The organism is Herbaspirillum rubrisubalbicans, from assembly GCF_003719195.1.
GTDB classification, from domain to species: Bacteria; Pseudomonadota; Gammaproteobacteria; order Burkholderiales; family Burkholderiaceae_D; genus Herbaspirillum; species Herbaspirillum rubrisubalbicans.
On record NZ_CP024996.1, the window covers coordinates 4611860 to 4634498 of the forward strand.

At 61.9% G+C, this 22639-nt stretch carries 22 protein-coding genes; 11 read left to right on the forward strand and 11 right to left on the reverse strand.

Annotation, left to right across the window (positions count from 1 at the left end; translation table 11 throughout):
* Nucleotides 1-46: 46 nt before the first annotated feature.
* Entirely contained in the window at nucleotides 47-1279 is a 1233-nt protein-coding gene (gene mltA, locus RC54_RS20510) for a murein transglycosylase A (protein WP_061790287.1), read from the reverse strand.
* Here mltA and RC54_RS25460 point away from each other — a divergent pair.
* Complete coding sequence (locus tag RC54_RS25460) at nucleotides 1278-1442, forward strand: hypothetical protein (protein ID WP_164471230.1); 165 nt, start codon at nucleotides 1278-1280, stop codon at nucleotides 1440-1442. The two genes, mltA and RC54_RS25460, sit on opposite strands and share 2 nt — an antisense overlap.
* Before the next feature lie 32 nt (nucleotides 1443-1474).
* Here the strand turns inward: RC54_RS25460 and apaG are convergent, their stop codons facing one another.
* On the reverse strand, nucleotides 1475-1849 hold the full coding sequence (apaG, locus tag RC54_RS20515; protein WP_058896701.1) for a Co2+/Mg2+ efflux protein ApaG: 375 nt from the start codon (nucleotides 1847-1849) through the stop codon (nucleotides 1475-1477).
* 245 nt (nucleotides 1850-2094) lie between these two features.
* Here apaG and rpe point away from each other — a divergent pair, with 245 nt between their 5' ends.
* The 6 genes from rpe to trpC all read left to right on the forward strand — a co-directional run bounded on the left by rpe (nucleotide 2095) and on the right by trpC (nucleotide 7796).
* A complete protein-coding gene (rpe, locus tag RC54_RS20520; protein ID WP_044531148.1) occupies nucleotides 2095-2760 on the forward strand; it encodes a ribulose-phosphate 3-epimerase in 666 nt (221 codons plus the stop codon).
* Between the two features lie 48 nt (nucleotides 2761-2808).
* Nucleotides 2809-3489, forward strand: a complete 681-nt coding sequence (locus RC54_RS20525; RefSeq protein ID WP_061790288.1) for a phosphoglycolate phosphatase — start codon at nucleotides 2809-2811, stop codon at nucleotides 3487-3489.
* Between the two features lie 351 nt (nucleotides 3490-3840).
* Nucleotides 3841-5337 carry an anthranilate synthase component I gene (trpE, locus tag RC54_RS20530; protein WP_061790289.1) on the forward strand — a complete coding sequence of 499 codons (1497 nt, stop codon included), beginning with the start codon at nucleotides 3841-3843 and terminating at the stop codon, nucleotides 5335-5337.
* Complete coding sequence (locus tag RC54_RS20535) at nucleotides 5338-5913, forward strand: aminodeoxychorismate/anthranilate synthase component II (protein ID WP_017452467.1); 576 nt, start codon at nucleotides 5338-5340, stop codon at nucleotides 5911-5913. It abuts the gene before it with no gap.
* 27 nt (nucleotides 5914-5940) lie between these two features.
* On the forward strand, nucleotides 5941-6978 hold the full coding sequence (gene trpD / locus RC54_RS20540) for an anthranilate phosphoribosyltransferase (RefSeq protein ID WP_058896703.1): 1038 nt from the start codon (nucleotides 5941-5943) through the stop codon (nucleotides 6976-6978).
* 17 nt (nucleotides 6979-6995) lie between these two features.
* A complete protein-coding gene (trpC, locus tag RC54_RS20545) occupies nucleotides 6996-7796 on the forward strand; it encodes an indole-3-glycerol phosphate synthase TrpC (protein ID WP_017452469.1) in 801 nt (266 codons plus the stop codon).
* 69 nt (nucleotides 7797-7865) lie between these two features.
* On the opposite strand, the gene RC54_RS20550 is transcribed toward trpC, so the two are convergent.
* From RC54_RS20550 to RC54_RS20585, 8 genes are all read right to left on the reverse strand, one after another.
* Nucleotides 7866-9290, reverse strand: coding sequence for an MFS transporter (locus RC54_RS20550; RefSeq protein WP_174526140.1), 1425 nt, complete (start codon nucleotides 9288-9290; stop codon nucleotides 7866-7868).
* Nucleotides 9291-9420: 130 nt separating this feature from the next.
* Entirely contained in the window at nucleotides 9421-10995 is a 1575-nt protein-coding gene (gene ubiB, locus RC54_RS20555) for a ubiquinone biosynthesis regulatory protein kinase UbiB (protein WP_058896706.1), read from the reverse strand.
* The gene (locus tag RC54_RS20560; RefSeq protein ID WP_082686097.1) at nucleotides 10995-11603 is read right to left on the reverse strand and encodes a ubiquinone biosynthesis accessory factor UbiJ; all 609 of its coding nucleotides are present in this window, start codon (nucleotides 11601-11603) and stop codon (nucleotides 10995-10997) included. Before RC54_RS20560 ends, ubiB begins: the two co-directional genes overlap by 1 nt.
* Before the next feature lie 173 nt (nucleotides 11604-11776).
* Nucleotides 11777-12742 carry a Tim44 domain-containing protein gene (locus RC54_RS20565; RefSeq protein WP_017452475.1) on the reverse strand — a complete coding sequence of 322 codons (966 nt, stop codon included), beginning with the start codon at nucleotides 12740-12742 and terminating at the stop codon, nucleotides 11777-11779.
* A gap of 129 nt (nucleotides 12743-12871) precedes the next feature.
* Nucleotides 12872-13606 carry a bifunctional demethylmenaquinone methyltransferase/2-methoxy-6-polyprenyl-1,4-benzoquinol methylase UbiE gene (gene ubiE / locus RC54_RS20570; RefSeq protein ID WP_061790291.1) on the reverse strand — a complete coding sequence of 245 codons (735 nt, stop codon included), beginning with the start codon at nucleotides 13604-13606 and terminating at the stop codon, nucleotides 12872-12874.
* Nucleotides 13607-13690: 84 nt separating this feature from the next.
* Nucleotides 13691-14113, reverse strand: a complete 423-nt coding sequence (locus RC54_RS20575) for a gamma-butyrobetaine hydroxylase family protein (protein WP_061790292.1) — start codon at nucleotides 14111-14113, stop codon at nucleotides 13691-13693.
* Nucleotides 14114-14186: 73 nt separating this feature from the next.
* Complete coding sequence (locus RC54_RS20580) at nucleotides 14187-14633, reverse strand: HIT family protein (protein WP_061790293.1); 447 nt, start codon at nucleotides 14631-14633, stop codon at nucleotides 14187-14189.
* A gap of 12 nt (nucleotides 14634-14645) precedes the next feature.
* The gene (locus tag RC54_RS20585) at nucleotides 14646-18647 is read right to left on the reverse strand and encodes a DUF3683 domain-containing protein (protein ID WP_061790294.1); all 4002 of its coding nucleotides are present in this window, start codon (nucleotides 18645-18647) and stop codon (nucleotides 14646-14648) included.
* 152 nt (nucleotides 18648-18799) lie between these two features.
* On the opposite strand from RC54_RS20585, the gene RC54_RS25465 reads away from it, so the two are divergent.
* Together RC54_RS25465 and RC54_RS25470 are read left to right on the forward strand one after the other, a co-directional pair.
* Entirely contained in the window at nucleotides 18800-18949 is a 150-nt protein-coding gene (locus RC54_RS25465) for a hypothetical protein (protein ID WP_164471231.1), read from the forward strand.
* Nucleotides 18950-18960: 11 nt separating this feature from the next.
* A complete protein-coding gene (locus tag RC54_RS25470) occupies nucleotides 18961-19098 on the forward strand; it encodes a hypothetical protein (RefSeq protein ID WP_164471180.1) in 138 nt (45 codons plus the stop codon).
* A 70-nt stretch (nucleotides 19099-19168) separates the two neighbouring features.
* On the opposite strand, the gene RC54_RS20590 is transcribed toward RC54_RS25470, so the two are convergent.
* The gene (locus RC54_RS20590) at nucleotides 19169-19660 is read right to left on the reverse strand and encodes a YqaA family protein (RefSeq protein ID WP_017452482.1); all 492 of its coding nucleotides are present in this window, start codon (nucleotides 19658-19660) and stop codon (nucleotides 19169-19171) included.
* Between the two features lie 334 nt (nucleotides 19661-19994).
* Between RC54_RS20590 and ilvA the strand changes: the two genes are divergently transcribed.
* Together ilvA and queF are read left to right on the forward strand one after the other, a co-directional pair.
* Nucleotides 19995-21530, forward strand: coding sequence for a threonine ammonia-lyase, biosynthetic (gene ilvA, locus RC54_RS20595; RefSeq protein ID WP_255221007.1), 1536 nt, complete (start codon nucleotides 19995-19997; stop codon nucleotides 21528-21530).
* An 86-nt stretch (nucleotides 21531-21616) separates the two neighbouring features.
* Nucleotides 21617-22492: an NADPH-dependent 7-cyano-7-deazaguanine reductase QueF gene (queF, locus tag RC54_RS20600; RefSeq protein WP_058896711.1), complete on the forward strand. Its 876-nt coding sequence runs from the start codon at nucleotides 21617-21619 to the stop codon at nucleotides 22490-22492.
* Nucleotides 22493-22639 lie beyond the last annotated feature (147 nt).

A 22639-nucleotide genomic window follows, 5' to 3' on the forward strand; every position in this document is an offset into this window, starting at 1 on the left:
CTTCATGGGACCAGGCTTTTTTATTGCCACCAGGAATCTAGCGCGATCAATTCCCGCCCGGCGGCGTCATCCCCTTGGGCAGCAGCACCCACATCATGCCGCGCTGCTTCATCGACCCGGCGCGGTCCTCGGCCTCATCGCCAAAGCCCCAGAAGTAGTCGGCCCGCACCACGCCACGGATGGCACCGCCGGTATCCTGGGCCACCACCAGGCGCTGCAACGGCCGCTCGCTATTGGGCATGGTGGTCGACAGGAACACCGGCGCCCCCAGCGGCACATGCTGCGGATCGATGGCAATGGAGCGCTGCGGCGTCAGCGGAATGCCCTGGGCGCCCTTGGGTCCCTTGGAAGGATCGAGCAGCTTCTCTTCCTTGAAGAAGACATAGCTGGGATTGGCATTGAGCAACTCTTCCTTGCGCGCCGGATTGGCTTGGACCCAGGCCTTGATGTTCTGGGCCGAGGCCTGGGACAGCTCCATCTCGCCCTTGTCCACCAGATAGCGCCCGATAGACTTGTAGGGCCGGCCATTCTGGTCGGCATAGGCCAGGCGGATGGTCTCGCGCGACTCCGGCAGGTAGACCCGACCAGAACCCTGCACCTGCAGGAAGAAAGCCTCCACCGGATCATCCACCCAGACGATCTCCTTGCCGGCCAAGATATTGCCCTGCATCAACTCGGCCCGGGTCGGATACGGCACCACCTTGCGTCCCACCAGCTTGCCGCGCAGGCGCAGGTTCTTCAGTTCCGGGTAGGCACTGGCCAGGTCGATGGTCAGCAAGTCCTCCGGCGCCTGGTACAGCGGCGTCTGGTACGGCCCGCCGCGCCGACGCGAGCCGCGCAGCAGGGGCTCGTAGTAACCGGTCACCAACCCGGTATCGGTACCATCCGGGTTGAACAACTGGTAAGGCGTGAAATAGGTCTCGAAATACTGGCGCAGGAAACCGAGGTCATTGGCATTGACCTGCTGGGCCGCACTACAGGCGGCGCGCCACTCGGGCTTGCGGATCATCACCGAGCAGGACGATTGCACGGCCGGCCAGGCTTCGCGCAGGTCATCATTGGTCCAGCCGGGAAGTTGGGAGAAGGTGGTCGCGCGCATGGCCGGCCCCGGCTGCACCACTGGTCGGGGTCCAGGCTGGCCGGGTGCAGGCGTGGTCAACGGGGTGGTCTGGCAGGCTGCCAGCAGGACGGCGACCGAGACCGCCAATACAGGTACACTTAGGCGACGCAGCGCCGCACGCTTGATAAAACGATTCAATGACATCGGAGACAGATTCATGTTGTGGTTGATCCTGGAGGCTTGCGCCGCCTTCTTCGTGCTGGTCTTCATCGTCTGGTGGACCATGTTCTCGGGCCGCAAGGAAAACAATGGCAGACCGGTCCACAAGCAATCGAAAGCGCAGCAGCCGGCGCAAGACAAGACAGACAGCGCACCGCGCTGAAAAATCCGTCCCTGCCTTCCTGGAAGAAAAATTCAGTGTAGCGTGCGCGGCAGCGAGAGCACGAACTCGGCAATGCGCACGTCGAACTGCTCGCCATCCTCGGCAACGCAGAAATATTCACCATGCATACTTCCCTGGGGGGTCCTCAAGGCGGTGCCGCTGGTGTATTCGAACTGCTCGCCCGGCTGCAGGAAGGGTTGATGCCCCACCACGCCCAGCCCGCGCACCTCTTCGACGTGGTTGTTGGCATCGGTGATGACCCAGTGGCGCGAGATCAACTGGGCCGGCACGGTTCCCGAATTGACGATGGTGATCGCATAGGCGAACACGTAGTGCGAACGCGATGGATCGGATTGTTCCTCCAGGTACTGGGTCTTGACCGTCACCGTGAACTCATACGCTGCCATGGGATTTCCTGTGTTGTGAATGTGGCGGGCCGCCTGAGCCTCGAAAGTCGATGCGCTGCGGCCATCCCGGATTGCACACGAATTCAGCACGCAGCGCAAGCCGATGCGTGTCGTGGGGCAAGTGCGGCCGGCGTGGCCGCCGTGTGCCCCCCTGGCAGGCTAGCCAGCAAGGTAGAATAGTGGTTTTGCCGCTCTCGCGCCTGCCCGGCGGCCAATGTCGATTCAGCCATCCTTTCTTTACAGCCATGCCGACCTACCGTATCGCCCCCAGCATCCTGTCCGCCGATTTCGCCCGCCTGGGTGAAGAAGTGCGCAATGTCGTCGCCGCCGGCGCCGACTTCATCCACTTCGACGTGATGGACAACCACTACGTCCCCAACCTGACCATCGGCCCGCTGGTGTGCGAAGCCATCCGCCCGCATGTGCAGGTGCCCATCGACGTGCACCTGATGGTCAAGCCCGTGGATCGCATCATCCCCGACTTCGCCAAGGCCGGCGCCAACCTGATCACCTTCCACCCGGAAGCCTCGGAACACATCGACCGCTCGCTGCAACTGATCCGCGACAATGGCTGCAAGGCTGGCCTGGTGTTCAACCCCGGCACGCCCCTGCACTACCTGGATCACGTGATGGACAAGCTGGACATGGTTCTGATCATGTCGGTCAACCCTGGTTTCGGCGGCCAATCCTTCATCCCGGAAGCCCTGAAGAAGATCGCCGAAGTCCGCCGTCGCATCGATGCATCTGGCCGCGACATCCTGCTGGAAGTCGATGGCGGCATCAAGGTCGAGAACATCGCCGCCGCCGCCCGTGCCGGTGCCGACACCTTCGTGGCCGGTTCGGCCATCTTCGGCAAGCCGGACTACAAGGCCGTCATCGACGCCATGCGCGCCGAACTGGCGCAAGTCTGATCCCACTCCCCTGCGCCAGACGCACCAACAACGAGGTTTCCAGGGCATATGAAGAATCTGACCAATATCAAGGCTGCCATCATCGATCTGGACGGCACCATGCTGGATACGGCGGCCGACTTCCATGTGGCGGTCAACCGGATGCGTGAAGAATTGGGACTGACGCCCCTGTCCCAGGAAACCATCGTCAACTTCGTCGGCAAGGGCACCGAGAACCTGATCCGCCGCGTGCTGGCCGTGGACTATGCAGAGGACGAGGCGGCGCAATACTTCCAGCAGGCGCTGGAGAGTTACACCGAGCATTACCTGGCCATCAACGGCGACTATTCCTCGCTCTACCCGGGCGTGCTCGAAGGTCTGCAAGCCCTGCGCGGCAAGGGCCTGCGCCTGGCCTGCGTGACCAACAAGCCGCTGGCCTTTGCGCAGCCGCTGCTGCAGAAGAAGGGCCTGCGCGACTTCTTCGAGATCGTCTATGGCGGCGATTCCTTCCCCAAGAAGAAGCCCGATCCCATGCCGCTGCTGCAGGTATGCCAGGATTTCGGCCTGGAACCGGCGCAGGTGGTGGCCATCGGCGACTCCAGCAACGACGCCCAGGCCGCCCGTGCGGCGGGATGCCGTGTCCTGAATGTTCCGTATGGATACAACCACGGTGAATCTATACACAATGTCGATTCGGATGGTATAGTTTCGACGCTTGTAGAAGCAGCGCAGCAAATCTCGGTGGACTGACACCCTGTCAGGCTACCGGTCGATAGACCAAAGATCCAACCGCGACCCACATCAATGTTTCGTAACAACAAACGAACCGCTCAACCGACAGCCGCCCCTGAGGCCTGGCTGTGGCGACGCTGGCAATTCCAGGCGCAGTAAATGACGCCTGGACCTGGCCGCACCTGCGTGCCGGGTCGTTTGTTGTGGTACCGCATCCTCCGCATTTCCCGTAATCCATTAACGACACCGCTGACGAGAGTCCGCACCTGTCTGCTGCATCCGCGTGCATCGCGTCCATGGCTTCATGGCGTGTGCACATCGGTCTGCGGCCAGGCCCGCGTACCCTACAATAGCGGTCTGGAGTGAAACATGACCGAACTCGAATTCAAATCGCTGGCCACCGAAGGCTATAACCGCATCCCTCTGATCGCCGAAGCCTTCGCCGACCTGGAAACCCCGCTCACGCTCTATCTCAAGCTGGCCCAGAGCCACAACACCGGCAAGAACACCTTCCTGCTGGAGTCGGTGGTGGGGGGCGAGCGCTTCGGCCGCTATTCCTTCATTGGCCTGCCCGCCTCCACCAAGATCCGCTGCAGCGGCAAGCAGATCGAAGTACTGAAGAATGACGTGGTCATCGAAACCGCCGAAGGCAATGCACTGGAATTCATCGCCGAGTACCAATCCCGCTTCAAGGTCGCCATCCGCCCCGGAATGCCGCGCTTCTGCGGCGGCCTGGCCGGCTACTTCGGTTACGACGCCGTGCGCTACATCGAAAAACGCCTGGAAGACAGCGCCCCCAAGGATACGCTGGGTCTGCCCGACATCCAGCTGCTGCTGACCGAAGAACTGGCCGTCATCGACAACCTCTCCGGCAAGCTCTACCTGATCGTCTATGCCGACCCCAGCCAGCCGGAAGCCTTCTCCCGTGGCCGCCAGCGACTGCGCGACCTGCGCGCCATGCTGCGCCGCCCGGCCGATGCGCCCGTCACCACCGGTTCGGTACGTACCGAGACCGTCCGCGAATTCCCCAAGGATGAATATCTCAAGGCCGTGGCCCGCGCCAAGGAATACGTGATGGCCGGCGACCTGATGCAGGTGCAGATCGGCCAGCGCATCAAGAAATCCTATGTGGATTCGCCGCTGATGCTGTACCGCGCGCTGCGTTCGCTGAACCCCTCGCCCTACATGTACTTCTACAACTTCGGCGATATGCAGATCGTCGGCGCCTCACCGGAAATCCTGGTGCGCAACGAATCCATCGGCGACGATCAGAAGAAGATCACCATCCGCCCGCTGGCCGGCACCCGTCCGCGCGGCTCCACCATCGAGCGCGATGAACAGCTGGCGCGCGAACTGCTGGCCGATCCCAAGGAAATCGCCGAACACGTGATGTTGATCGACCTGGCCCGCAACGACATCGGCCGCATCGCCACCACCGGCAGCGTCAAGGTCACCGACCAGATGGTGATCGAAAAATATTCCCACGTGCAGCACATCGTCTCCAACGTCGAAGGCATCCTCAAGCCCGGCATGTCCAACCTGGATGTGCTCAAGGCCACCTTCCCCGCAGGCACGCTCTCGGGCGCGCCCAAGGTGCGGGCGATGGAAATCATCGATGAACTGGAACCGACCAAGCGCGGCATCTATGGCGGCGCCTGTGGCTATCTCTCCTTCGGTGGCGAGATGGATGTGGCCATTGCCATCCGTACCGGCGTCATCAAGGATGGCACCCTGTACGTGCAAGCTGCGGCCGGCATCGTGGCCGACTCGGTGCCGGAAATGGAATGGGAAGAAACCGAAAACAAGGCGCGTGCCGTACTGCGCGCTGCTGAACAAGTGCAAGATGGCCTGGACGGAGAAATCTAAATGCTGCTGATGATCGACAACTACGACTCCTTCACCTACAACCTGGTGCAATACTTCGGCGAGCTGGGCGAAGAGGTGCTGACCATCCGCAATGACGAGATCACGCTGGATGACATCAGGAAACTGAACCCCGAGCGCATCTGCCTCTCCCCCGGCCCCTGCAGCCCCAAGGAAGCCGGCATCTGCGTGGACCTGCTCAAGGAATTTTCCGGCAAGCTGCCCATCCTCGGTGTCTGCCTGGGCCACCAGGCCATCGGCGAAGCCTTCGGCGGCAACATCATCCGCGCCAAGCAGGTCATGCATGGCAAGACCTCCAAGATCGCCCACACCGGCGTGGGTGTCTTCAAGGACCTGCCCTCGCCCTACACCGTGATTCGCTACCACTCGCTGGCCATCGACCGCGCCACCCTGCCGGACTGCCTGGAAGTGACGGCCTGGACCGATGACGGTGAAATCATGGGCGTGCGCCACAAGCAGTTCGACCTGCAAGGCGTGCAGTTCCACCCCGAGTCCATCCTCTCCGAGCACGGCCACGCCCTGCTCAAGAACTTCCTGACCGGTAGCGCCCACGGCTGAGGCCATCACAACAAGACGAGACACGACATGTCCATCACTCCGCAAGAAGCGCTGCTGCGCTGTATCGAACATCGCGAAATCTTCCACGATGAAATGCTCACGCTGTTCCGCCAGATCATGAGCGGCGAGATGTCGCCGGTGATGATCGCCGCCCTCACCATGGGCCTGCGTGTGAAAAAGGAAAGCATCGGCGAGATCGCCGCCGCCGCCCAGGTCATGCGCGAATTCGCGACCAAGGTGCCGATGGCCGACACCAGCGGCCTGCTCGACATCGTCGGTACCGGCGGCGATGGCGCGCATACCTTCAACATCTCCACCGCCTCCATGTTCGTGGCGGCCGCGGCCGGTGCGCGTGTGGCCAAGCATGGCGGGCGCAGCGTGTCGTCCTCCTCCGGCAGCGCCGATGTGCTCGAAGCCCTGGGTGCGGACATCAACCTGCAACCCGAGCAAGTGGCGCAATCGATCGCCCAGACCGGCATCGGTTTCATGTTCGCCCCCAACCATCACGCCGCCATGAAGCACGCCGCGCCGGTGCGCAAGGAACTGGGCGTGCGCACCATCTTCAACATCCTCGGTCCCCTGACCAATCCCGCTGGCGCCCCCAATATCCTCATGGGCGTGTTCCACCCCGATCTGGTCGGCATCCAGGTGCGCGTGCTGCAACGCCTGGGCGCGCAGCACGCCATCGTGGTCTGGGGCCGCGACAACCTGGATGAAGTCACGCTGGGCGGCGCCACCATGGTGGGCGAGCTCATCCATGGCGAGATCCGCGAATACGAGATCCACCCGGAAGACTTCGGCCTGTCCATGTTTGCCAGCCGCAACCTGCAGGTCTCCAACGCCGCCGAATCGAAGGAAAAGATTTTCGAGGCATTGCGCGGGGAACCCGGCCCGGTGCACGACATCGTAGTCATCAATGCCGCTACCGCCCTGTATGCGGCAGGTGTGGCCCCCTCCATTGCCGAGGGGATCGCCACCGCGCGCGCCACCATCGCCTCGGGCGCGGCCCGTGCCAAGCTGGAGCAGTTCGTGCAGGTCACGCGCCAGCTCGGCGGCAAACACTGAAACCGACAAGGAGCAACATGTCTGACATCCTCAACAAGATCCTGGCCGTCAAGGCCGAGGAAATCCGTATTGCGCAAAAGCAGCGCGACCTGGCCAGCCTGCGCCGCGATGTGGAATCCGACAGCGAATTGCGCTCGGAACTGCGCAACTTCGAACAAGGCCTGCGCAACAAGATCGCCGCGGGCCAGGCCGGCGTGATCGCCGAAGTCAAGAAGGCCTCGCCCTCCAAGGGTGTGATCCGCCCCGACTTCAAGCCGGCCGAGATTGCAGTGAGCTATGCCGAACATGGCGCGGCCTGCCTGTCTGTACTGACAGATGAACAATTCTTCCAAGGCTCGCCGGAATACCTCAAACAGGCGCGCGCCGCCTGCGCCCTGCCGGCGCTGCGCAAGGATTTCATGATGGATCATTACCAGATCTACCAGGCCCGCTCCTGGGGTGCGGACGCCATCCTGCTGATCGTGGCCGCACTGGACCATGGCCTGATGGCCGATCTGGAAGCCTGCGCCCACGAACTGGGCATGAGCGTGCTGGTGGAAGTGCACGACAGCGCCGAACTGGATGCGGCCCTGAAGTTGAAGACCCGTCTGTTGGGCATCAACAACCGCAACCTGCGCACCTTCGAAACCACGCTGGACACCACCCTGAACCTGCTGCCGCGCATCCCGCCGGAAAAACTGGTGGTGACCGAATCGGCCATCGCCACGCCCGACGACGTCAAGCGGATGCGCGATGCCGATGTGCACGCCTTCCTGGTCGGCGAAGCCTTCATGCGCGCGCCCGAGCCGGGTGTGGAGCTGGCGCGCCTGTTCGCCTGATCTTCCCGCACGTCAACAAACCTCGCCCGGTCTGCGCCGGTGCGAGGTTTTTTTATGCTGACCCGGCGCTTAACGCTTGCCCTGCACGGCCCGCATCCCGCCCCCGATATTGCTGCCGGCATCCGGTGCCAGGCCGCGATAACCGAGCACCGACATGAGCGTGACCACACCAGCCATGGCAAAGGCCCACTGGAAATCACCCAACGTGAAATGCGCGCCGCTTGCATCGACCGCACCGACCACATCGACCATATCGCCGCGCAACCAGGCGGCAATGCGCAAGGCCAGCGCACCGAAGGCGATGCCCATGCCGATGGTCATCTGCTGAGCCACGCTCCAGAGCGTGCTGGCAGAAGACTTGCGGGCATCACTGATATCCGCATAGGCCAGCGTGGCCAAGGTAGAAAACTGCATCGAACGCGACAAGCCGTAGCAGAAGATCACCCCCAGGATCACCGGCAGCGGCGTACCTGGCCTCAGCAGACCGCAGACGATGATGAGACAACCGGCAATGGCAGCATTGTTGAGCGCCACGCTGCGAAAACCGAAACGTTGCAAGATGCGCGTGGTAAACGCCTTCATGCCCAGATTGCCGAGAGCGGTAGCCAGCAGCAGCAAGCCCGACTGGAAGGCGGTCAAGCCAAAGCCGATCTGGAACATCAGCGGCATCAGGTAAGGCACCGCATCCACGCCGATGCGGGTAAGCGAACCGGTGAAGACGGTGACCGAATAGGTGGGAATGCGCAAGTTGGAAAAATCCAGCAGCGGATGCTCGATGCGCCGCATGTGCCACCACGCGCACCAGCCCAGCACGATGCCCAGGACCACGAAGCCGAGCGCCACCTTGACGTTGGATTCCATGTGGCTGGCGATCTCGGTGCCATACAGCAGCGAAGTCAGCGCCGAGCCCGAGAGCAGGAAGCCGATCACATCCAGCGGCCGCTTGCCCTGCCCGTGCTCATTACGCACCACCAGCATCACCGCACCGAAGGCAGCAATACCGAACGGTACGTTCATCAGGAAGATCCAGTGCCACGAGGCATAGGTGGTGATGAAGCCACCGATGGAAGGCCCCACCACGGGTGCGGCAATGGCCGGCCAGGTGATGGTGGCGATGGCTTTCATCAGCCTTTCCTTGCTGGTACTGCGGACCACGATCATGCGCCCGACCGGCACCATCATGGCCCCGCCCAGACCTTGCAGCACACGCGCCGCGGTGAACTCCCAGACGTTCTGCGACAAGCCGCACAGGATGGAAGCGAAAGTAAAGATGGCAATGGCCAGGCCGAACACGGTGCGCGAACCGAAGCGGTCAGCCACCCAGCCGCTGATGGGAATGAACACCGCCAGCGTGAGCATGTAGGCGGTCATGCCCAGGCTCAATTCGTTGGGGCCGACCCCGAAGGTCTTGGCCATTTCCGGCAAGGCGGTGGCAATGATGGTGGTATCGAGATACTCCATGAAGAAGGTCGCCGCCACGATGTAGGGCAACATGCGCACGCGTGCGTCGGACAAGCTGTTATCGTTGGTTCCCACGTTCTCTGCCTCTGCTTTTCTGGTCACACATGCGAAACGCCGGCATCTGCCGGCGCTTTTCCTGGAGAAATTATTTATACCATTTATATCAATAGAATCTCAGCAAGTGCATCAACAACTGCACCACGATGATGCCGCCGATCAACCCACCACCGAAATAGACGATCACGCCCAAGAGCATATTGGTGCGGCGCTGCTCGGCCAGGAGCTTGCGGATCAGTTCGGTATTCTGCGGCTGGCCTTCGCCTTCGGTATAGCGCGTCAGCGCCTGGTGCGCCAGGCGCGGCAGCTCCGGCAGCAGGCGGCTGTAGCGCGGCACTTCCACCTTCAGTTGCTCGATGAAACCACGCCAGCCGATCTGTTCGCTCATCCAGCGCTCCAGATAGGGCTTAGCGGTCTTCCACAGATCCAGATCGGGATCGAGCTGGCGGCCCAGGCCTTCGACGTTGAGCAGGGTCTTTTGCAACAGCACCAGTTGCGGCTGCACTTCGACATTGAAGCGACGCGAAGTCTGGAACAGGCGCAGCAGCACCTGGCCGAAGGAAATATCCTTCAACGGACGGTCAAAGATCGGTTCGCAGCAGGCCCGCACCGCCGCTTCCAGTTCATCGACGCGGGTATCCTTGGGCGCCCAGCCGGATTCGATGTGGGCCTCGGCCACGCGCTTGTAGTCGCGGCGGAAGAAGGCCAGGAAATTCTGCGACAGGTAATCCTTGTCGAAGTCGTTGAGGGTGCCGACAATGCCGAAGTCCAGCGCGATGTAGCGGCCAAAGCTCTCCGGCGCCACCGACACCAGGATATTGCCGGGGTGCATATCGGCATGGAAGAAGCCGTCGCGAAATACCTGGGTGAAGAAAATTTCCACCCCATCGCGCGACAGCTTGGACAGATCGACTCCTTCGGCGCGCAGGCGCTCGGTCTGCGAGATGGGGATGCCGTACATCCGCTCCATCACGATCACCGAAGGTGAACAATAATCCCAATACATCTCCGGCACCATCAACAGCGTCGACTCGGCAAAGTTGCGCCGCAGCTGGCTGGCGTTGGCGGCTTCACGCATCAAGTCCAGCTCATCGTGCAGGTACTTGTCGAACTCGCCCACCACTTCCTTGGCCTTCAGGCGGCGGCCATCTGCCCACAGGCGCTCCAACCAATCGGCGGCCACGTGCATCAGGCCGATATCGTGATCGATGATGTCGCGCATTCCGGGGCGCAGCACCTTGACGGCGACCTGCTTGCCATCCTTGAGCGTGGCGAAGTGGACCTGGGCAATCGAGGCCGAAGCCACTGGCGTGCGTTCGAAGCTGGCGAAGAGCTGATCCGGGTGCGCACCCAGCGATTTCTCGATCTGTTTGATCGCCAGTTCCGAACTGAAGGGCGGCACGCGATCCTGCAGCAAGGTGAGTTCGTTGGCGATGTCAGGCGGCATCAGGTCGCGCCGGGTCGAGAGCACCTGGCCGAACTTGATGAAGATGGGACCGAGGTCTTCCAGCGCACGCCGCAAACGCTCACCGCGTGGCGCCGACAGGTCGCGCCAGAAGAAGACGCGATTGATGATGCGGGCGATGCGCGGCGGCGCGAATTCGGCGGCGATGATTTCATCCAGGCCATAGAGAATGGCCACACGGATGATCTTGAATAGACGCATGGAACGCAGCAGCATTAACGACGCTCCAGTTTCTCGATGCGCTTGGACAGGCGCTCCAGGTCATCGCGCAGGCGCACGACGTCGGCAGAAAAATCCTGCAACTGGCGGGGGCGGATCAGCATCGGTTGTTCTTCCAGGAAATACTCGGCCAGGTTTTCGCTCAGCTTGCGGCCGGTATTGCGGGCCGCATCGAACAGCTCGCGCGCACCGGCGACGATGCGGATGGCAGCGACGTCGCCCACCACGCGGGACAGGTCATCCTCGGCATCCCAGCGCAGCTTCTGGCTCAATTGCGAAATGGCATTGGCGAAATCGGCATCGCCCTCCAGCTTGACGTAGGACACCGCGCGCTCGCGGTTGGCAGCGATCAGCGGCAGATCGGAGAGCTTCAGACGGATGGTGACGTTGGCCGGCGCATCAGCTGGCACCTCCTGCAGGTAGCCGTCACCGCTGACTTTCAGGCGCAGTGGCATGACACCGGTATCGATGCAGGCGACCTTGCCGGCATGGGCCATGAGCGTGCTGCGCGCCCATGGCTCCTGCGCCAGCAGATGGTTGATGACCGCAGCAGCAGGTTTCATCGGATCGAGGGCAAGGGTGGTGGGATCAGGCAGCACGGACATGGATTCCAGAATCGGGTTGGGCCAGAGATACAGAGATCAATACAGCCACGGTAATACGGTGAACAATTCACCGCCGCAAAAACAAAACCGCCCGCAAAAGCCGGGCGGTTTCAAGTGTACCAGCTTGGCGCATGGACAAGGTTTGCGGGCTGCGTGTTCCTTGATCCAGTACCCTAGATCTGCTGGATACCGGCCAGCACCCAGCCGCCACTGCCGTTGAGCGGCTTGGACAGGTTCCAGATCTCGGCGAAGGGTTCGGCCGAGACATCCGGCGCTTCCTTGATGAGGCCCTGGAAGCGCACGGTCGCCAGGTAATCGAAGGCCATGGTCTCGATGCCCAGCAGTTCAGCATCGAGCTGCACCACATCGGTGGCATTGGGCGCGGCACCGCGCTCGGTCAACTGCATCCGCAGCTCGGCGAACATCTCGGGGGTAGTGAATTCACGGATGTCGTTGACGTCGGCGCGGTCCCAGGCCGCCTGCAGGCGGATGAAATAAGTCTTGGCATTGCGCACGAAGCCGGCCGTATCGAAGCCCTCGGGGATGCCCCAGTGCTGGATCTGCGCTGGCTGGGCGCTGGCTGCATAGCCGGCGCCTGGCAACGCGGCGGGCGGCGGGTTGATGTCGCGCAGGCCGGAACCGATTTCCGGCGTGGCGCCGGCAGCGCTACCGATGGGGCTCACGCCCGGCATCGGGGTGGCATAGGCCGGGTTGTTGCTCTGCGCTTGTCGGCCGCGGGCGAACAGGCGCACCAGGAAGATCACCGCCACGCACAGCAGCAGGATGGTCAGCAGCGAACCCAACATGCCGCCCATGGCGCCACCGATACCGAAGTGCGACATCAGCGCCCCCAGGCCGAAGCCCAGCAATGCGCCACCCAGCATGTTGCGCCAGGGGCTGGCCGGGCGTGACATGGGAGCGCTTTGCGGCGTGGCAGTCGGTGCCGAGGGGCGATAGGGCGTGGCCGCAGGCTGGCTGTAGGAGGGCGAGGACGGCGCCGACGGTGCGGCCTGGCGCGAGTAGTTGGACGATTGCTTGCCGAAGGAACCACCACCGCCCAGGCGCTTGGCCTCGGCGGGAGACATGATGAGTGATAGCGAAGTCATCGCCAGCAGCAGTGCGAGCAGGATTTTTTTCATGGACTTACCTCTTGTGGATGATGCCGAAACGACGGGACGCCTGGAGGGAAAGCCAGCCCATCGTTTCAGTGCGGCCATTGTGGTCAGGCAGACTTAAGCCAGCCTTAATGCCGCCACAGCCAGCCTTGTTTACATCTTAATGCCGGTATGCAGTGCAGCCACACCGGCGGTCAGGTTGAAATACTGCACGCGCTCCAGGCCGGCCTGTTCCATCATCTGCTTCAGGGTTTCCTGGTCGGGGTGCATACGGATCGATTCAGCCAGGTAGCGATAGCTGTCGGCGTCATTGGCGACCTTCTTGCCCAGCCACGGCAGGACCGAGAAGGAATAGACGTCATAGGGTTTCTTGAGTGGCTCCCAGACCTTGGAGAATTCCAGCACCAGCAGCTTGCCGCCCGGCTTCAGCACGCGGCGCATCTCGGCCAGCGCGGCATCCTTGTGGGTCATGTTGCGCAGGCCGAAGGCCACCGACACGCGGTCGAAGTAATTGTCCGGGAAGGGCAGCTTCTCGGCATCGCACAGCATGGTGGGGGTAACGATGCCCTTGTTGAGCAGGCGGTCGCGGCCCACGCCCAGCATGGATTCGTTGATGTCGGTGAGCCAGACTTCGCCGCTGGGGCCCGCCTGCTTGGCGAAGACCTTGGAGAGGTCACCGGTGCCGCCGGCGATATCGAGTACCTTGAAACCCGGACGCACGCCGGCCTGGGCGATGGTAAAGGCTTTCCAGATGCGATGCAGGCCCGCCGACATGAAGTCGTTCATCACGTCGTACTTGGCGGCGACGGAGTGGAACACTTCCGCGACCTTGCGGACCTTCTCTTCTTCTTTGACGGTTTCGTAACCGAAATGGGTGGTGTTGGTCATGGCTGGGCCTGTAACGATGAAGACGACATTATAAAAGACGGGCCCGCGCAGGGCTTGCCCTGGATCAGCAGGAGGCGCTAAGCTTCAGTGCGAATGACCGCAGCCATGGCCGGCACCCGCCTCGACCTGGTGATCGCGTCCACTGTCACGCGTGAAACCTGCGGCCTCCAGTTTCTGCAGATAGGCCTCCCACATCGCGGCCTGGTCACGGCCGAGCTGGTAGAGGTAATCCCAGGTGAAGATGCCGCTGGCGTGACCATCGGAAAACAGTGGCTTCACGCCATAGTTGCCGACCGGTTCGATGCCGTGGATCTCCACCTCGCGCTTGCCGGTCTGCAGCACTTCCTGGCCCGGTCCATGGCCACGCACTTCAGCCGAGGGCGAATAGACGCGCATCAATTCGAAGGGCAGCGAAAACATCACGCCATCGTCGAACTCGACTTCGACCACGCGCGAAAGCTTGCGGACCTTGAAGGACACCGGAATGGGGGAAGACGGGGCGCTCATGGGCTCTCCCTTGAAATTCGTATGAGAGGTCAAACCCGGCCGGAACATCCAGGCCGGGCTTGAGGCTTGCAGATCAGGCCGTCAGACCCGCCGCATCAAGCTGCTGGCGCACTGCTTCGCGCAACTGCGGCAGCAGTGCACGACGCGCCGCGAGCGTGGCTTCATCGGCCGCACGGCGCGGCTCGGCCCACACCGGGCTGGGGAAATGACGGTCGTCGGTAAAGCGCGGGATGACATGCCAATGCACATGCGGGGTCATGTTGCCCAGCGTAGCCAGGTTGACCTTCTCGGGCTGCATCACTGCGCGCTGCGCAGCTTCCACCGCCCATACCGCATTGGCCAGCAGGGTGCGCTGGGCCGGGGCGAGGTCGGTCATTTCCTTCACGTGCGCACTCCAGATCACGCGGCAGAAGCCCGGATAATCGGGCTCATCGACCAGCACCACGCGCAATTGTGCATGACGCCACAGCACTTCGCCGCCGTCGCCGGCACACAGTTCACAGACTGGAGTCTGGCTCATGGTCAGCTCCTGTTACACCAGGATGCGTTCGATGCCGCCATTGTTGGCGCGCTCGACATATTCCGGCATCCAGTTTTCGCCCAGCAGATGACGCGCCATCTCGACCACGATGTAGTCCGCCGTGGTGCCGGCGTCATCGTTGTAGCGCGACAGGCCCTGGAAGCAGGATGGGCAGGACGTCAGGATCTTGACGTCACCGGCAAAGCCATCGGCGCGCACCTTGTCGCTGCCCTTCTTCATTTCCTCTTCCTTGCGGAAGCGGACCTGGGTCGAGACATCCGGACGCGACACGCCGAAGGTGCCCGACTCGCCGCAGCAGCGATCGTTCTTCTCGATCTTCTGTGCATCCACCGTGGTGATGAGCGAGTTGACGGTCTTCAGCGGATCCTGCTGCTTCATCGGGCTGTGGCAGGGATCGTGGTACATGTAGCGGGTACCGGTCACGCCTTCCAGCTTGACGCCCTTTTCCAGCAGGTATTCGTGGATGTCGATGATGCGGCAGCCAGGGAAGATCTTCTCGAATTCATAGCCCTGCAACTGGTCGTAGCAGGTACCGCAGGACACCACCACGGTCTTGATGTCGAGGTAGTTCAGCGTATTGGCCATGCGATGGAACAGCACGCGGTTGTCGGTGATGATCTTCTCACCCTTTTCGAAGTCGCCAGTGCCGCGTTGCGGATAGCCGCAGCACAGGTAGCCCGGCGGCAACACGGTCTGCACGCCCACGTTCCACAGCATGGCTTGCGTGGCCAGGCCGACTTGCGAGAACAGGCGCTCCGAACCGCAGCCAGGGAAGTAGAACACCGCTTCCGTATCGGCCGTGGTGGTCTTGGGATTGCGGATGATGGGGACGATCTTGTCATCCTCGATATCCAGCAAGGCACGCGCGGTCTTCTTGGGCAGGTTGCCCGGCATCTTCTTGTTGATGAAGTGGATCACCTGCTCCTTCACCGGCGGCTTGCCGACGGTGGCGGGCGGTTTCTGGGTCTGCTTTTTCGCAAACTTCTTCATCAGGTCGTTGCCCAGGCGCTGCGCCTTGAAGCCCCACTGCGTCATCACCTTGCGGGTGGCGTTGATGGTGGCCGGGTCGGTGGCGTTCAAGAAGAACATGGCGGCATTGGTGCCGGCGTTGAAGGACTTCTTGCCCATCTTGCGCAGCAGGTTGCGCATGTTCATCGAGACATCGCCGAAGTCGATATCGACCGGGCAAGGCGTGACGCACTTGTGGCACACCGTGCAGTGGTCGGCCACATCCTCGAACTCTTCCCAATGCTTGATGGAGACGCCGCGACGGGTCTGCTCTTCATAGAGGAAGGCTTCCACCAGCAGCGAGGTCGCCAGGATCTTGTTGCGCGGCGAGTACAGCAGATTGGCACGCGGCACGTGGGTCGAGCAGACCGGCTTGCACTTGCCGCAGCGCAGGCAATCCTTGACGCTGCTGGCAATGGCACCGATGTCGCTCTGCTGCATGATCAGCGACTCATGGCCCATCAAACCGAACGACGGCGTGTAGGCATTGGACAAATCCGCTTCCATGCCGGGCAGGTTCAACAGCTTGCCCTTGTTGAAGCGGCCTTCCGGGTCCACGCGCTTCTTGTATTCGCGGAATTCGCCGATCTCGTCTTCGGTCAGGAATTCCAGCTTGGTGATGCCGATACCGTGCTCGCCCGAGATCACGCCATTGAGCGAACGGGCCAGCTTCATGATGCGGGCCACGGCGACGTGGGCATCCTGCAGCATGTCGTAGTGATCGGAATTGACCGGGATGTTGGTGTGCACGTTGCCGTCACCCGCGTGCATGTGCAGCGCCACGAAGACGCGGCCGCGCAGCACGCGCTTGTGAATGGCCTGGCATTCTTCCAGGATGGGCTTGAAGGCCGCGCCCGAGAAGATCTGGCGCAGTTGCGCCCGCACTTCCTGCTTCCAGGAAATGCGCACGGTGCGGTCCTGCACCACGTGGAAAACCTTGGCATCAGGCTGCTCAAAGACCCGCTTGATGAAGGTCTCGCCCAGCTTTTCCATCCCCAGTGCGATCATCTCGTTACCCGCTTCATTGAGCGGCTTGTCGAGATTGGCCAGCAGATAGGACCAGCGCGCATGGGTCTGCTCCAGCAGGCTTTCGGCCTGGTGCACGCGGTCTTCCAGCATTTCGGCAGCGGGAATGTCGTCGCCTTCGGCGTCATCGCTCTTGCCCAGCGGCAGGTTGCCCTTGACGAAGAAGCTGTCCAGTTCGGCCAGCAGTTGCAGCTTGTTCTTGATCGACAGTTCGATGTTGATGCGCTCGATGCCGTCGGTGTATTCGCCCATGCGGTTCAGCGGGATCACCACGTCTTCGTTGATCTTGAAGGCGTTGGTGTGCTTGGCGATGGCGGCGGTACGCGAACGGTCCAGCCAGAACTTCTTGCGCGCTTCCGGGCTCACGGCCACGAAGCCTTCGCCCACGCGGTTGTTGGCCATGCGGATCACTTCGGAAGCCGCAGCGGCCACGGCGTTTTCGTCGTCACCGACGATGTCGCCGATCAGCACCATCTTGGGCAGCACGCCGCGCTTGGACTTGGTGGCATAGCCGACCGCGCGCAGGTAGCGCTCGTCCAGGTGTTCCAGGCCGGCCAGGATGGCGCCGCCCTTCTTGGTCTCGGCGTCGAGATAGTCCTTGATCTCGACGATCGAGGGAATCGCATCGCGCGCCTGGCCAAAGAATTCCAGGCAGACCGTGCGGGTCTGCTTGGGCATCTTGTGCAGGATCCAGCGGGCCGAGGTGATCAGGCCATCGCAGCCTTCCTTCTGCACGCCCGGCAGGCCCGAGAGGAATTTGTCGGTAACGTCCTTGCCCAGGCCTTCCTTGCGGAATTTCTTGCCGGAGATTTCCAGGATCTCGGTCTTAAAGACTTCGGTCTTCTGGCCCTTCTCACCGGGGTGCGACCATTCCAGCTTGAAGCGCGCCACTTCCACATCGTGGATCTTGCCCAGGTTGTGATCCAGGCGCGTCACTTCCAGCCAGTCGCCTTGCGGATCGACCATGCGCCAGCTGGCCAGATTGTCCAGCGCGGTACCCCACAGCACGGCCTTCTTGCCGCCGGCATTCATGGCGACGTTGCCGCCGATGCAGGAGGCTTCAGCCGAGGTCGGGTCCACCGCGAAGACGAAGCCGGCCTTTTCGGCGGCATCCGAGACGCGCTTGGTGACCACGCCCGCGCCCGAGTAGATAGTGGCGTAGGGCTTGTCTACACCAGGCAGCATGGTCATTTCGACCGCGCCCAACTGTTCCAGCTTTTCGGTATTGATGACGGCCGACATCGGCGTCAAGGGAACGGCGCCGCCGGTATAACCGGTGCCGCCGCCGCGCGGGATGATGGTCAAACCCAGTTCGATACAGGCCTTGACCAGGCCGGCCATTTCGTCCTCGGTATCCGGGGTCAGCACCACAAACGGATACTCGACGCGCCAGTCGGTGGCGTCGGTCACGTGGGACACACGCGAGAGACCGTCGAACTTGATGTTGTCGCGGGCGGTGTAGCGGCCCAGCACCTTGGTGGCGCGGCGGCGCAGATCGTAGGTCTGGCGGAATTCTTCGGCAAAGTCGCCGATGGCCTTCTTGGCCGCCTTCAGCAAGGCTTCCACGCTGGCGCTGCGGCGCTGGGCGTCGGCGTCACCGGCCTCGGCCGAATCGGTGGCCAGGCGGCGCTTGTCGACTTCGTTGATGCGATGGTTCAAGGCCTCAATCAGGGCGGCGCGGCGCTTGGGGTTGTCCAGCAGGTCATCCTGCAGGTAGGGATTGCGGCGCACCACCCAGATATCGCCCAAGACTTCATACAACATGCGCGCCGAACGACCGGTCTGGCGCTTGCCGCGCAGTTCGTCCAGCAGAGACCAGGAGGATTCGCCCAACAACCGGATCACGATCTCGCGATCGGAGAAGGAAGTGTAGTTGTACGGAATTTCGCGCAAGCGCGGGAGGGCGGCGCCATGCGGCGCGTCTGTGAGCAAGGCCTGGATCTGTGCGGGGGCGTTCATCGATGTATGAGGTAAATCTGCTGCCGGAGGTGCATTTTAGCCTATTGCCCAAACTCGCGATGGAATGCACGGTTTTTGGGCGACGTTTGCAGGAACTAGCGCGGCGATAGGCATCGCCAATTGAATTTATAAATACAATCAATTTCATATAATTGATTGTAAAAACCTATAATCCATCCAGACATCAGGGACATGCCCTGAACCAACGCCGCAAGGAGGATCCCATGTTGCAAGCACTGATGACCGAATTCCTGGAAAACCTGGCCATTACCCTGGCCGACTATGCCCAATGCAAGGCGTGAGGGAGATCAGCATGAATAGCGCAATGATGAACCACTACCCTGGCCTCTTGCTGAAGCTCAAGACCCGCCACCTGGCCGTGCTAGGCGTGACGGCTACCTTCCTGGCCATCCGGGTGGTCGAGAGCCTGGTGCCGACCTTGGTAGGATAATTCACCCACCCTGCCAGAAACACGACTACGGCGCCCTGCGGCGCCGTTTTGCTTCATATCAGGCCGGTTTTTACGCCAGCCAGTCGCCCAGCTTGTGCCAGAAGCCATCCGGCACGTTCAACAGCAGCCAGGTCATCAACACATAGCGAATGAACTTGCCGATGGCCATATACACCACCGACGGCCAGAACGGCAGGCGCAGCCAGCCGGCCAGGGTGCAGATGGGGTCGCCGATACCGGGCAGCCAGGCCAGCAGCATGGTCTTGGCGCCGAAGCGCTCCAGCCAGTGGAACCAGCGCGTGGAACGCTCCTTGGCAAAGGCTTGCTTGGCGCCATAACCCATCCAATAGTCGACAATACCGCCCAGGGTGTTACCTACGGTAGCCACCAGAATCACCGGCCAGAACATCTCGGGGCTCGCCTTGATGACCGCAAAGACGGCCGGTTCCGAGCCCAGCGGCAGCAAGGTGGCCGACACGAAACTGATCAGGAACACCGAGGTCAGGCCCACGGTAGGAATGGCGAGGATATTGAGCAGCCAGAGGACGGCGGATTCGATCATGCAGATGGCAGGTAGGTGGAGAACTGGCCGCGGCCAGGAGGGAAACTTGCCACCCGTCAAGCCCGGTCTGGTGGCGCAGCGAGCATTCTAGCTGGTGCCGCAGTGCTTGATTTCAAGAATGGAAGAAACATTCATATCGCCCCTGGACAGTGCACGCTTGGCGTGGCCTCGCCCGGCTCCCTTATAATGTCCAGTTCCCCCTGGCCAGGATCGGTGACCGGCCAGTCTTGCCCAGGAGGAATTTCCAGCGGCTTACCCAGCCTTTATTTCCTTTACCTGATTGCGATATGACCGCGCCTGAACCCGCTGCTGCTCGCCTGACTTCACTTCACTGATGACCAACATGAGTAACGATTATCTGAAAAAGATCCTGACCGCCCGCGTCTACGACGTCGCCCAAGAAACCCCGCTGGAACTGGCGAACACGCTGTCGCAAAGGATTGATAATCGAATTTACTTCAAGCGTGAAGACATGCAGAGCGTGTTCAGCTTCAAGCTGCGTGGCGCCTACAACAAGATGGCCCACCTGACGCCGGCGCAACTCAAGCGCGGCGTCATCTGCGCTTCCGCCGGCAACCATGCCCAGGGCGTAGCGCTGTCGGCCGCGCGCCTGGGCTGCCGGGCCGTCATCGTCATGCCCACCACCACCCCGCAGGTGAAGATCGATGCCGTCAAGGCGCGCGGCGGCGAGGTGGTGCTCTTCGGCGACTCCTTCACGGATGCCTACGAACACGCGCTGACGCTGGAAAAGAAGCAGAAGCTGACCTTCGTGCATCCCTTCGACGACCCGTATGTGATCGCCGGCCAGGGCACGGTGGGCATGGAAATCCTGCGCCAGCACCCGGACCCGATCCACGCCATCTTCGTGGCCATCGGCGGTGGCGGCTTGATTGCCGGCGTGGCTTCCTACGTCAAGGCGGTGCGCCCGGACATCAAGGTCATCGGTGTGCAGACCACCGATTCGGACGCCATGGCGCGCAGCCTCAAGGCGGGCCGCCGCGTGGCGCTGCCGGACGTGGGCCTGTTCTCGGATGGCACGGCCGTCAAGCTGGTGGGTGAAGAAACCTTCCGCATCGCCAAGGAACTGGTCGATGACATCATCATCGTCGACACCGATGCCGTCTGTACCGCCATCAAGGACATCTTCCAGGACACCCGCAGCATCGTCGAACCCGCCGGTGCGCTGGCCGTGGCCGGTGCCAAGGCTTACGTGGAGCGTGCCAAGGCTAGCAAGAAGCCGATCAAGGGCGAGTCGCTCATCACCATTGCCTGCGGCGCCAACATGAACTTCGACCGCCTGCGCTTCGTGGCCGAGATGGCCGACGCCGGCGAGGCGCGCGAGGCGGTCTTCGCCGTCACCATCCCCGAAGAACGCGGCAGCTTCCGCCGCTTCTGCGAAACCGTGGGCCCGCGCAACGTCACCGAATTCAACTACCGCATCAGCGATGCCAAGGCGGCGCACGTGTTCGTGGGTATCCAGGTGTCGGCGGCGGACGAAGCCGGCAAGATCGCGCGCAACTTCGAGAAGGCCGGTTTCGGCGTGCTCGACCTGACCCATGATGAACTGGCCAAGGTCCATATCCGTCACCTGGTGGGCGGCAAGAGTGAACTGGCGGGCGATGAGTTGCTCTATCGCTTTGAATTCCCGGAACGTCCGGGCGCGCTGATGAAGTTCCTTTCCAGCATGAACCCCGGCTGGAACATCAGCCTGTTCCATTACCGCAACCAGGGCGGTGACGTCGGCCGCATCCTGATCGGCTTGCAGGTGCCGAAGAAGGAAATGAAGGAATTGCGCGCCTTCCTGGCCCAGCTGGGCTATCGTCACTGGGATGAAACCAAGAACCCGCTCTACAAGCTGTTCTTGGGCTGACACCGAACGCCGCGCACCACTGCCCCGGTGCGCGGCAGCATCACAGAACCAACAAGTTGAACCCGCAGCACCGCAGGAGTATTCCCATGGACCACATCACCCCGTCCGCATCCGGCACCGGTCATTCGCCGGAAAGCTCGCCCCTGGGCAAGAGCTCGCCATATCCGACCCATTACGACCCCAGCCTGCTGTTCCCGATCCCGCGTGCGCCCAAGCGCGCCGAATTGCAGATCAGCGGCACCCTGCCCTTCTTCGGTGCCGACTTCTGGACCGCCTATGAAATTTCCTGGCTGAACCTGCGCGGCAAACCCCAGATCGCCATCGCCAGCTTCATGGTGCCGGCCGATTCTCCCAACATCATCGAATCGAAGTCCTTCAAGCTGTATCTGAATTCCTTCAACCAGGAACGCCTGGAAAGCAGCGCGCAGTTGCTGGACAAGCTGCGCACCGACCTGTCGGCCGCAGCCGGCGCGAATGTCCAGGTGAGCTTGACCGAATCGGCCCAGTTCGGGCAAGTGCAGTTCGGTGAATTGTCCGGCCTGCTGCTGGACCGGCTGGATGTGGACATCGAACCGGTATCCGGCAACCCGCACCCCGATGGCAGTCAGCTGCGCGCCAATACCGACGAAGCCACGGTGGAAGAGACGCTGGTGTCGCACCTGCTCAAGTCCAACTGCCCGGTGACCAGCCAGCCCGACTGGGGCAGCGTGCAGATCCACTACGTGGGCGCGCCCATCGACCAGGAGCGGCTGCTGAAGTACATCATCGGTTTTCGCGAGCACAACGAATTCCACGAGCAATGCGTGGAACGCATCTTCACCGACATCCTGCGCCACTGCAAACCGCAGAAGCTGGCCGTCTATGCCCGCTACACGCGACGTGGCGGGCTGGACATCAATCCCTGGCGTAGCAATTTCTCCAGCGCCAAACCGCCTTCGCAATTGCGCAACGCACGCCAGTAAGCCGCCCCGGCTGTCAGTAAATTGTGACCAGATCTTGCAGCCAACGCGCTGCAAGCTGCTTGCCGTCTCGGGTTGACAGCCAGGATGGCGGGCTTTCGGTAACATCTTTCTTTTTCACAACAGCGCAGTAGCAGGATATTTTCATCA